Consider the following 11,699-nt stretch of genomic DNA (forward strand, 5'->3'; position numbering starts at 1 on the left):
ACTGTAAAATCTGGTAAAAAAAGAATGAAAATTTAAGAATAATAAGGTAAACTAATCAATGGTCTTGTATGCAAAAATACTAGTTTAAAGTCGGTTGACGTTAATACCGAGGTTATATTAGGTATGCGGAGGAATGATGTATGAACAACAACGCGGTAACTGAATCAGTTGAAGAAATTGATAAAAAACGGGGAAACTCAAACAAGCGTTTTAAAAATTGGAAGTTTATCACAACGGGTGTCATCGTTATGATTGTACTCCTAATTGCGGGAATTAGTTATTATCAGACAACCCACTTCAACTCAAATATTACGATTAATGACACAAAAGTTGGCGGTCTGACTGCTGATCAGGCAATAAAAAAATTAAAAACATCTGTATTAAAAAACAAAGTCTATGTCGGCCAGCAACAAATTTTAGATGAAAACGATACACAAATAGGATTTACGGATGAAGATTTGCCTAAAATTAAGAAACTATTAAAAAGCCAGTGGACATTTTTCCCTTCCTCAAAGGAAAAAAATTATTGGCTGATACCGGAAAAGGCGGATCAGTATCGAAGCGAAACGATGAAGAAGCTTGTAGAAGAAAAGCTCATATCTATGAATAAAGATTTAAAAGCGCCTCAAGATGCTATGGCGAAGTTGGAGCAGGGCAAAGTTGTTATCTCAAAAAGCATTGACGGAAAACAGTATGATGTCGCTAATCTATTGAAAGATTACGACAAGCAGAAATATAAAAGTGAAATCCATTTGAATCCTGTATACATACAGCCTATTAAAGAAAACAATCCGATTGTAAAAAAAGAGGAGAAAGCGCTACAGGATCTTCTTCAACAAACCATTGATTATAAGGTACAAAATGAAGTTTACTCTTTAAAAGCGAAAGATCTAATTAAAAATGCCTCTATGTCAAAGGATATGAAGGTTACAATCGACCCGAGTGACATTAAGAACAAGATTACTGAAATTAATAAATCTCAATCGACATTAAATAAAAACTTCACATTTACAACCCATTCTGGTTCGGTCATATCAGTAAAAGGACAAGGCTATGGCTGGGCAATAGATGTTGAAAAAGAAGCAAAGCAAATCCAAGAAGCCTTCGAAAAAGGGGAAAAATCACTTTCTGCTTCTAATATTTACGGAAATGGCTGGGAAAATAAAGGCATCGGTTATGAAACAACAGCAAATAATGGCATTGGAGATACGTATGCTGAAGTGTCAATTGCAGAACAGCAAATTTGGATTTACAAAGGCGGACAATTGGCAGTCACAACGAGTGTAGTGACTGGTAAACATAGTACCAGTGAAGATACATCACCAGGTGTGTGGTATATCCTCTATAAACGATCACCGTACACACTCAGAGGCAGCGCAGTAGGTAAACCGGATTATTCTGTTAAGGTAGATTACTGGGCTCCGTTTACAAACAGCGGACAAGGGTTCCACGATGCCGGCTGGCGGACAAACTGGGCAAATAATGCCTATTTAACGGCAGGTTCGGGCGGATGTGTCAATCTCCCTCCTAGCGTTGCTAAAACTGTGTATGATAATCTAAGTACTTATGAACCGGTTATCGTATACTAGCGAGTAGCAGTCTCTCAAGTATTTTCTTTATAAAAAAAGAAGCAGGAAATCCTAAGTGATTTTCTGCTTCTTTTTTATTATTTGTGATACGCACTTCTCGTGTGCAGGTGAGAAACATTTATATACTTATATTCAATTACAATAAAAAACTATAGGCGAGTGAGCTTTCTGCCGCTCCTATGCCGCGGCAGACTCATCCTTACGATCTTTTTTGCTAATCGTCAAGTAGCCGACAAGAATAACAATAATAATCGTTAAAACAAGACTGACCGGACCTTCTCCCAGCCCAAGACCACCGTGAGACGTCGAGATCCAGTCCGAAAACGAGGCGCCTACTGGACGAGTCATGATATAGGCGAACCAGAAGGCAAATATCTCATTTAGACCAAACAACCAATATCCTAGAGCTGGAATAGCAAGTAAGACGGCAAACAACACCCCAGCGGAAAAGTAACCTAAGTGCATCGTTGACGCGGCCATGTCACCTGCAGAAGTACCGAGGGCGAACGTACACAGTACGGTGCACCAGTAAAAAACCTCACGACGAGTAGTATAAATACTGTGGACAGACAGAGTCTTCTCGAACGCGTTCCAGATGACAAAGATAACTACCAGTGTCGTTACAAAAAACACGGTTGATACAAGGTAGGGGATTCCCAACACAACATGCACAGCATCAGCAGCCATCGTACCAAAGATACTGACCATAACGACAACGAGCCAGTAGATCCACGGCACATATCTTCGTACTAAGAATTGCAGTGCCAATGAGGCTGCTAAACCAATTCCCCCAAGAGCAACTGCAATGAACGGGTTCATATGATTGACTAGGTAATCAGAAAACACCTCGCCCATTCCAGTAGTCAGCACCTTAGTAATCCAGAAATAGACTGTAACTTCCGGAACTTTCGAAAGGATCGGCTTAGCGGCCGATAAGGACTTATTCATATGCTCACTTTTCCCTCCAATGATTCTTTCCTTTACAAAAAACAATTTGGATGCAAAAGAAATTATTTTTAAAGTCTATTATTTTTTCTGAATTGGGATTTTTGTATAATCCAGTCTGTTAGCCGTTCAACAAACGGATTTGCAGAAATAATCATTTGTACAACTACCACTGCATCAGAACATAAAAATATGTTACATGGAAACCCCCTTCACTGCATGAAAGGAAAATGAGAATTATATTAAAAATTTATTAAATAAAATTCATTTACTCAAAAAGAATATCGTTTACTGTTACTTGTGACATGATTCTCCTCGGTATATCTAAATGAAGTTTCACTACATTACAAAGAAAAAATGTTTTTCTTACTGGTCTATTTTTTTGAAATAATTATAAATCTTTTCTAGCTTTTTCATTTGGTTTCCCTTCGGACTTTCCATATTCCCAAATTCAAAAAACTTCACTTTTTTGATTCCCACAAAATTAAATAAGGCTCTTTTCATTAGAATCTTATGTGCATTATTTAACCAGAAAAGTGGATAGTGAGTAGGCCCCTTCATAGTAGACACACACACAACGGACTTTCCTGTCAAAAGCCCTTCTGGGAAAAGTCCCTCCTTATCTTTATAGGCAAAATTGGCAGCAAATAATTGATCAATATATCCCATAAGCATTGCAGGAGGTCTCCCCCACCAAATTGGATAGATAAAAACAAGCTTATCAGCCCACATAATTTGTTTTCTATATTTTTCGATACTAGGGTCAGTATGCATATCACGTCTTCGTCTTTGCTCATTAAACACTAGAAGTGGATTAAAACCCTCTTCATATAAATCTAAGACCTGTAACTCCTCTATATTAGAATTTTCCTTACTTCCTTTTATAACATTTTGTAAAAATGCATAGTTTAAACTTGTATGATTAGGATATGTATAAATTATTAGTACCTTCATAACGCACCCCTTAATTATCATTTGATAACTAAATAGTAACACCCTTCACTTTTATTATCAAATGATAATTGTATCATGATAATAATTCTGTTATCTTGTCTATGAGAGGTGAGAAAAATAGACAAACATGCTCTTTTTTATAAACTTGTATCATTTACAACTTCTGTTCATCGTGTAACACATGAATTAACAAAAAATGCGAAGTCAGATTCAATCTCGCAAATTCAATACAACATTCTTGAATGCGTTGCAGTTAATCAACCTATCACTCCAAGTGAGATTAATGATTGTCAGAATATGTCTATGCCGAACACAAGTCGTGAGCTTAGAAAGTTAAGTGAAAAAAAATTAATTGAAAAGATAAATGATAGCCAAGATCGAAGAAAACAATATATTCGTCTCTCGAATGATGGAGAAACTATGATGAACGAAGCTTTTGCAACTATAGAATCAAATTTTCTAAAACGAATACAAAATGCTTCGAAAGAAGATTTAGATGATATTGAACGTGCAATAAATATTCTTCAAACAAAACTATTTTATGAATAAGCATACCATCAGCGGGGGGCTTCACTACATACGAATAGCAGGATAAATTACACGACAAGGGCTCCCTTAATTGAAAATTGATTGTTCACAACTAATCATCTTTCAATCAAGGAAACCCTTGTATATAAGTATTCTTTTACAAAAATCAATTTTTCAGGTGTTTTCTAAATTAATAACACCCAACAAAGCTTTAAGCTGGCAAAATAGTAAATTCAGTAATATCTTCCCACGTTACTTATTCTTCAACATCTCTGCAAGTTCATATAAGGAATGGTACTGTTTAATTTGATAGTATCGTCCTTCCTTTTGCAAATACCCTTTGTCGCAAAATTGTGCAAGCACATGTAATAAATGTCGATAGGAGACGCCTAAAAAATCACAAACAGTTACGTGTTTCTCCTTATAGACCTCTTCATCCGAGGTTTGCAAAATAAAATCCGCAAGCCGGTTTTCAAGCGGGAAGGCGAGACTATACGAATACTTTGCAGCCATTTGTGTTGCTTTTACACTTAAAAATTTGGTTAGTTCACGTAGAAATTTTGCATCTTCTAACATTTGTGTGCGACAGCGATGAAAAGGAAGCGCAAAGCAAATGGTCTTAGTGGAGGTTTGGATCCCTTTTGTATAGTACACCTCATTTAATAATTCCATTTCCCCAATATAATCATTCGCATTGATAAAATTAATTAAGGAAACTTTCCCATTTTGATGCGTTACATAAATTTTTGCTTTTCCTTCAATGACATAAAATAAAAAATCCGGTCGCATGCCTTCTTGAATAATCCATTCATCGCGTTTATATTCATGCACTTCTATAAACTCTTCAATCGGAAAAGAAAATAAATGCGCAATGGAGTACTCATTCAAATATCTTTTCCTTTTCTCATTTTTATAAATTTCCATAATCCACCTCAAAAATGTGAGATATCTCATATTATTGTACGTATCTCCATGTTATCATGCAAACAATGAGGGGGATACAGAATGGACACACAACGCTGGATGAGTAGACAGTTTTTTAGTTTTTATATGACATGGGGCATTTTTCTACCCTATTGGACAGGATGGATGATTCATACAAAAGGGCTTACGCTTTCACAAACTAGTTTGATTATGAGCTTAGGTTTGGTTGCAAGAGGCCTTTCTACATTAATTGCGTTTCCTTATTTATCGAGGAAATTTAGTAGTAAAATCTTATTAAATGGGATGGCAATCGGCACACTAATTGCTATTCTGTGTTGTATTCCAGCGAGTTCCTTTGTTAGCTTACTTGTGGTAACGTTACTTTTGAATTTTGTTTACCCAGCGCTGATGCCTGCTTTAGATAGCACAGCTGGCGTACTTGCACAAAGTAATCAATTAAGACATTATGGGAAGAGCCGCTCATGGGGATCCATTGGGTTTGTCGTGGCAGGTATGATCTTAACCATCTTTACAGGAGCGTTTGGGGATGAAGTGATTTTATGGGCACTGTTACTCGGCACATTGGTATTCGTGTGCCTTGGTTTTATGCGTGCACCCGTTGTTTTATCTAAAAAACCGCAAGCGAATCAAACAAAAAAAGGCGGTATGCTGGAATTATTTCGCATCAAACACTTTGGTTTGGTGCTCGTCATTGTGATTTTACTGCAAGCGGCACACGCTTCTTATTACAGCTATGGCTATATTTTTTTACAAGATATTCACGCACCCAAATATTTAATTGGGTTAATTATTAACATTGCCGTGATCGCAGAAATCATTTTCTTCTCAATCGCAGATCAGAGCTTTCATAAATTTTCAGTAGGCTCCTTACTGACACTAGCGGCACTTGGTTCATCCGTACGTTGGATATTAGTATTTTCCTTTCCAAATGTTATTGTTTTCTGTATCGCACAAACATTGCATGCATGCTCATTTGCAATGGGGCATTATGCCTTTATGAAATATTTAATCAAAAATATTCCACATGCGCAGATTCCAAAAGCACAAGGCATGTATTCAGCACTGGCACTTAGCTGGAGTACTGCGGTGTTCACGATGTTCGGCGGTTATTTATACGAAATCGAGCCAAGATACGCCTTTATCGGGATGATTGTTTGTACCATACCGTCGATGCTGCTTGCACTTTTATATCGAAAACTGGAACTTAGAAAGGAAATTTTAGTTTCTATTTAGTTCTTTGTTTTCTCAGAATCTCGAGGTTGGAGTCTTACTGCCTGTTAGTGCGGGATAAAACAGGCTTATCCGTTGTGGATAAGCCTAGTCATTTTTTAACGGAACTTTGCTGCGTATAAGAAAACCACATTTACTTATGATACTATTCAGCGTAATCAATCCTAAATAAAAATTAGGCCTTATCGTTTTTTCGATAAGACCTATTATTCATTTACTTTTCTTTTCTAACAAGCTTAACCACATTCTCCACATGTGCCGTATGTGGGAACATATCAACTGGTTGTACATACTCCACATCATAACTCTTCATTAATGTTTTCACATCACGCGCCAGCGATGATGGGTTACACGATACATACACAACTTTTTTAGGGCTTACTTTTAAAATTGTTTCAAGTAATTTATCGTCACAGCCTGTACGCGGTGGATCAACAACAATTACATCTGGACGCCATCCTTCTTTCACCCATTTTGGTAACCATTGTTCTGCTTTTCCAGCTTCGTACTTCGTGTTTGTAAATCCATGACGCTTCGCATTTTTCTTCGCATCTTCAATCGCTTCTGGAATAACATCCATTCCGCGTACTTCCGCTGCATCGTTTGCAAGCCAAAGTCCAATTGTACCAACGCCGCAATAAGCATCTACAATTTTTTCTTTTCCTGTTAAAGCAGCTGCTTTTTTCGCTTCGTTGTATAAAACAACTGTTTGTTCAGGATTCAACTGGAAAAATGCGCGCGCAGATAATTCAAATGATAAATCACCAAGCGTTTCTTGAATGATTTCTTTTCCAGCTAAGCGGAATGTTTTATCACCAAAAATAACTGATGTTTTACGCCAGTTCACATTTTGCATAATCGATTTTACAGTTGGCATCTGTTTTTGTACTTCTGCGATAAATTGATCTTTATTTGGCAATTCTTCTTTTGTTGTAATTAATGTGACTTGTACTTCCCCTGTTTGAACCGCAGCACGTGTCACAATTGTACGTACAAGACCTTTTTGTTTTTTCTCATTGTAAATAGAAATGTTCAGTTTTTCTAATATACGTCTTACAACTTTTGTTGCTTCGTTTGTTGCTTTATGCTGAATCATACAATGAGAAATATCAATTAATTGATGTGAGTTTTGTTTGTATAAGCCTGTAATGACTTTTTCGTCTTTACGCCCTACTTGCAATTGACTTTTATTGCGATAATGCCACGGATCTCCCATACCAAGTGTCGGACGAATATCCGCTTCCATACTTCCGTTCATATACTTTTCAAATGCTTGTACAACAATATCACGCTTTTGATTCAACTGCTCTTGATAATCTAAATGTTGCAGCTGACAACCGCCACATTCATCATATACAGGACATGGCGGCTTCACGCGGTGCGGTGAAGCTTTACGAATTTTTTTCACTTTTGCTTCTGCAAAACCACGCCCCATTTTCGTTGCCTCTGCAACAACTTCCTCTCCCGGTAATGCTCCTGGAATGAAGACAACTTGTCTCTTAAAGTAACCTACGCCCTCTCCGTTAATTCCGAGACGTTTAATTGTCACAGGAAACGTTTGACCAACTTCCAACTTACTCTCATGTTGTTTTTGTATCATTGTTACACCTCTACTCTATACTTTTCCATAAATATAATGATGCATAACTGCAATATGGCTCACATTCTTGTTTCATTCGTTCTAAAAATGCGTCATCTGGCTTTTGTTCTAACTGAAACAACTGTTGAAGCGCGCGTTGAATTCCGATATCTGCTTTTGGAAACATATTTTGACGTCCAAGCCCGAACAGTAAGAAATTTTGTACGGTCCATGCTCCAATACCTCGCAGTGGCAATAGTTGTTCTCTAACCTCTTCGTCTGTTTTTCCCTCTAACTCTTCTAAGCTTAATTTGCCGTCCGTAATATGTTTCGCCAGTCCAATAATATATTCTGCCTTCCGCTGACTAAATTTTTGATTTCTCAATTCTTCTACTGTAATATTTGCTACTTGTTCAGGTTTTGGAAAAAAGAAAACGCCATGTTTCTCTGTTCCGTATGTTTTTACAAATTGTTCTGTGAGCTTTGTGGCAAATTTCAAATGAACTTGTTGATGAATAATACAGCGAAGAAGACAAGAAAAATAATCAAATTCCAAAATAATTGGTGTATATGCAAATGTTTCAAAAAGCGGACGTAATGACGTGTTTATAAAATGATTTTGAATCTCATGAAAAGGTTGATTCCATTGGAAAATAAAAGAAATACGCTTCATAATTTTATCTTGTTTGTCTGTTTGGCTAGAGATCCAAAATTGTGGCTGTTCCATTGTTCCCTTCCCTTGTACACGTACAACAAGTTGCTCTCCATCTATGCTAAGCGGAACATGAATTGTTTTATCTTCTAGATTAACGACATTTAATGGATCAAAAGATAATCGCTTTAACACTTCTTCAAAACGATACGGGTATTCTAACGTAATTTGTTCGCTCCACATGCATTCCTCATCCTTTTTACACATCATTATAGCATGAGAAAACCGCAAGCATACATGCTTACGGTTGATTGCCTTTTACTAAATCATCTAAGCTTTTAAAATGATACCCTTTCTCGCGTAAATCATCAATGATTTTCGCTAGTGCTTCTGTGTTATCTTTGGAAACAGAGTGCAATAAAATAATAGCTCCAGGGTGAATCATATTCATAACATTATTATGAGCATATTGCCAGCCTCTTTGCTGATCTACTTTCCAATCCAGAAAAGCAAGTGACCAAAATACATTATAGTAGCCCTGTTCTTTTGCAAGTGCTAATGTACGCTCACTAAAGATCCCGCGTGGCGGCCTTACATATCGTACTTCTTTTTGTCCTGTTACCTTCTTAATTTCATCTGTTACAATTTGCAGTTCTTCACGAAGCTTTGCATCATGTACTGTTGTAAAATCCGGATGACTCTGTGAATGGTTTCCAACAATATGCCCCTCATTTGCCATTCTTTTCAATAAATCTGGTTGGCTTTTTATATAATGCCCTGTTACAAAAAATGTTGCCGGGACCTTCTTTTCTTTTAACACATCAAGAATTTTTCCTGTAAAGCCATTTTCATATCCATTATCAAACGTTAAATAAATATCTTTTTTCTTTGTATCCCCTAAATAAAATCCTCCGTTCTTTTGCAGCAGCTCTGTAAATTTTTGACCAGCATCCGGAGGAGTTTCATTTTTCGCACGCGGAATTCCCCAATGATTTGGTGTATTCACATAAGCAAGCACAGAAGACGGAACAAGTACCATCATTATTGAAAAGATAACGCCGATGTATAACCAATTACGCTTCATTTGTAAACTCCTTTTCATCTAGAATCGTACTTGTAGTTTCTGTGTCTCTAATTTGTTTCATGCTGAACACGTTTTTCCATTTATACCAATACAAAGAAATCATTCTATCGACCGCTCTTTAAAATATATCGGCGCTTCGACATGGGCTAAATTGGAACTTCCATCAGTGACGCTTTTCTCACTGATGGAAAGCTCTCACCAATCGGGATTTTACGGGCAGTCTTCTTCCTGGCCCTTCTCCATCCTTTACTGCCCGCAAATAGCTGGATAAAGACACTTCGGCAACGTTCGACGCACAAAAAAGGAGCTGACAAAAGTCAGCTCCCTTCATCTTTCTTATTTAAATACTGGCTCTTTAAACGTTGCTAATTTCTCTAAAGATGTTTTATCAACATCGGCATGTAAGCTATTACCATGAGAATCCATCGTTACAACTGCTTTGAATCCTTCTATACGTAAATGCCACATTGCTTCTGGAATACCAAATTGTAAGAAATCAACATCTTTTACTTCTTTAATACACTCTGCATAGTACTGTGCTGCACCGCCAATTGCATTTAAATATACGCCGCCATGCTCATTTAATGCTGCCAATGTTTTTGCACCCATACCGCCTTTACCAATAACAGCACGAATACCAAATTTCTTCATAATATCGCCTTGGTAAGGTTCTTCACGAATACTTGTTGTTGGTCCTGCCGCTTTAATTTTCCAATTGTCGTTTTCATCTTTTACAACAACTGGTCCGCAGTGATAAATAACTTGTCCGTTTAAATCAACTGGACAATCGTTATCCATTAAATGTTTATGAATCGCATCGCGACCTGTGTACATCATACCGTTAATCGTTACAACATCACCGACGCGAAGTTCACGAATTTGCTCTTCTGTAATTGGAGCTTGCAGGACGATTTCACGTTGCGTATTTGCATCTTCCTTCGTTTCCTCGTGTTTTAACGTATCTTCACCTTCTTGATATAACCAGTCAATAATTTCACCTGATTCTGGGTGAATCGTTACACCTAAGCGGCGATATGCCCAACAGTTATACGCAACAGAAACATAGAAGCTAGCTGGGAGACGATTGTATACGCCAATTTTGCAGCCAAGCAATGTTGTTTCGCCGCCAAAGCCCATCGTTCCAATGCCAAGCTTATTCGCATTTTCCATAATATATTCTTCAAGCTGCTTCAATTCTGGGATTGGATTTTCATCATCTAATGTACGGAATAATTGGTTTTTCGCAAGCTCATAACCAGAAGTACGATCTCCTCCGATACCAACACCAATTACACCAGCGCTGCACCCTTGTCCTTGTGCTTGATATACTGCATGAAGAAGACATTTACGGATTCCTTCTAAATCACGACCAGCTCGTCCTAACCCTTCTAGTTCACAAGGTAAGCTATATTGAATATTTTTATTTTCACAGCCTCCGCCTTTTAAAATAAGACGTGCATCAATATAATCTTTTTCCCATTGCTCAAACTTAATAACAGGTGTTCCCGGTCCTAAATTATTTCCGCTATTATCGCCAAAAAGAGAATCAACAGAGTTTGGGCGAAGCTTCCCGTCTTTTGTCGCTTGTTCAATTGCTTGATAGATTGCTTCTTTAATGTGTAATTGATTTACACCAACTGGTGTGTAAACTTTAAAAGTTGGCATCCCTGTGTCTTGGCAAATTGGCGAAATGTTGTCATCTGCCATTTTAATGTTATTTGTAATTGTGCCAAGCGCCATTGCTGAACGAGTTCCTGCATTTTCTCGTTCTTTCGCTTGTTGAATTGCACGGCGAACATCTTTCGGTAAATTCGTCGACGTTGCAACAATTAGTTGATACATGCTTTCTTGAAGCTTTTTCATCATTACTTCCCCCTCAATTGTGAACGCTACCAAAACGCTTTAAAAAATTTCACAGTTTGATTATACATCTTTTTTTGTATTGCTTCTAACAAAAAAGAATCAGCAATTTGCTGATTCTTACTCACCTTTTTTAAATTGCTCGCATTTAAATTCAATATCATCTAACATTTCAAGAAGACGATCCACATCTTCTAGTTCTACATCTTCTGGTTCAATTGTATCAATAACCTCTATAAACATATTTAAACGTTCTTTCAAATATACTAATTGTGAATCTTTATCATAAGTAGCATTTCCCATAGGTGCTCTCTCCTTTTTATTCGAGTTATC

Annotated in this window: 11 protein-coding genes; 3 read left to right on the plus strand and 8 right to left on the minus strand. The window is 37.2% G+C overall.

Annotated elements, in window-relative coordinates; genetic code table 11:
* Nucleotides 1–140: 140 nt before the first annotated feature.
* Entirely contained in the window at nucleotides 141–1,589 is a 1,449-nt protein-coding gene (locus WAX78_RS20110) for a L,D-transpeptidase family protein (RefSeq protein ID WP_336483784.1), read from the plus strand.
* Nucleotides 1,590–1,766: 177 nt separating this feature from the next.
* On the opposite strand, the gene WAX78_RS20115 is transcribed toward WAX78_RS20110, so the two are convergent.
* Both WAX78_RS20115 and WAX78_RS20120 read right to left on the minus strand, forming a co-directional pair.
* Nucleotides 1,767–2,537 carry a COG4705 family protein gene (locus WAX78_RS20115; protein ID WP_336483785.1) on the minus strand — a complete coding sequence of 257 codons (771 nt, stop codon included), beginning with the start codon at nucleotides 2,535–2,537 and terminating at the stop codon, nucleotides 1,767–1,769.
* A 363-nt stretch (nucleotides 2,538–2,900) separates the two neighbouring features.
* Nucleotides 2,901–3,488: an NAD(P)H-dependent oxidoreductase gene (locus WAX78_RS20120; RefSeq protein ID WP_336483937.1), complete on the minus strand. Its 588-nt coding sequence runs from the start codon at nucleotides 3,486–3,488 to the stop codon at nucleotides 2,901–2,903.
* A gap of 117 nt (nucleotides 3,489–3,605) precedes the next feature.
* Here WAX78_RS20120 and WAX78_RS20125 point away from each other — a divergent pair, with 117 nt between their 5' ends.
* On the plus strand, nucleotides 3,606–4,037 hold the full coding sequence (locus WAX78_RS20125) for a MarR family winged helix-turn-helix transcriptional regulator (protein WP_336483938.1): 432 nt from the start codon (nucleotides 3,606–3,608) through the stop codon (nucleotides 4,035–4,037).
* A gap of 231 nt (nucleotides 4,038–4,268) precedes the next feature.
* Here WAX78_RS20125 and yeiL read toward each other — a convergent pair whose 3' ends face one another.
* Complete coding sequence (yeiL, locus tag WAX78_RS20130) at nucleotides 4,269–4,940, minus strand: transcriptional regulator YeiL (protein WP_336483786.1); 672 nt, start codon at nucleotides 4,938–4,940, stop codon at nucleotides 4,269–4,271.
* 81 nt (nucleotides 4,941–5,021) lie between these two features.
* On the opposite strand from yeiL, the gene WAX78_RS20135 reads away from it, so the two are divergent.
* The gene (locus WAX78_RS20135) at nucleotides 5,022–6,194 is read left to right on the plus strand and encodes an MFS transporter (protein WP_336483787.1); all 1,173 of its coding nucleotides are present in this window, start codon (nucleotides 5,022–5,024) and stop codon (nucleotides 6,192–6,194) included.
* Nucleotides 6,195–6,405: 211 nt separating this feature from the next.
* Here the strand turns inward: WAX78_RS20135 and rlmD are convergent, their stop codons facing one another.
* The 5 genes from rlmD to WAX78_RS20160 all read right to left on the minus strand — a co-directional run bounded on the left by rlmD (nucleotide 6,406) and on the right by WAX78_RS20160 (nucleotide 11,669).
* The gene (gene rlmD, locus WAX78_RS20140; RefSeq protein ID WP_336483788.1) at nucleotides 6,406–7,791 is read right to left on the minus strand and encodes a 23S rRNA (uracil(1939)-C(5))-methyltransferase RlmD; all 1,386 of its coding nucleotides are present in this window, start codon (nucleotides 7,789–7,791) and stop codon (nucleotides 6,406–6,408) included.
* 10 nt (nucleotides 7,792–7,801) lie between these two features.
* Nucleotides 7,802–8,665, minus strand: coding sequence for a DNA-3-methyladenine glycosylase family protein (locus tag WAX78_RS20145; RefSeq protein ID WP_336483789.1), 864 nt, complete (start codon nucleotides 8,663–8,665; stop codon nucleotides 7,802–7,804).
* Between the two features lie 58 nt (nucleotides 8,666–8,723).
* Nucleotides 8,724–9,506, minus strand: a complete 783-nt coding sequence (gene pdaA / locus WAX78_RS20150) for a delta-lactam-biosynthetic de-N-acetylase (protein ID WP_336483790.1) — start codon at nucleotides 9,504–9,506, stop codon at nucleotides 8,724–8,726.
* A 336-nt stretch (nucleotides 9,507–9,842) separates the two neighbouring features.
* A complete protein-coding gene (gene fumA / locus WAX78_RS20155; RefSeq protein ID WP_336483791.1) occupies nucleotides 9,843–11,369 on the minus strand; it encodes a class I fumarate hydratase in 1,527 nt (508 codons plus the stop codon).
* Nucleotides 11,370–11,486: 117 nt separating this feature from the next.
* Nucleotides 11,487–11,669, minus strand: a complete 183-nt coding sequence (locus WAX78_RS20160) for an SE1561 family protein (protein ID WP_251229065.1) — start codon at nucleotides 11,667–11,669, stop codon at nucleotides 11,487–11,489.
* Nucleotides 11,670–11,699: the final 30 nt, after the last annotated feature.

Origin of the sequence: Bacillus yunxiaonensis, assembly GCF_037104695.1 — a bacterium.
Taxonomy (GTDB): domain Bacteria; phylum Bacillota; class Bacilli; order Bacillales; family Bacillaceae_G; genus Bacillus_A; species Bacillus_A yunxiaonensis.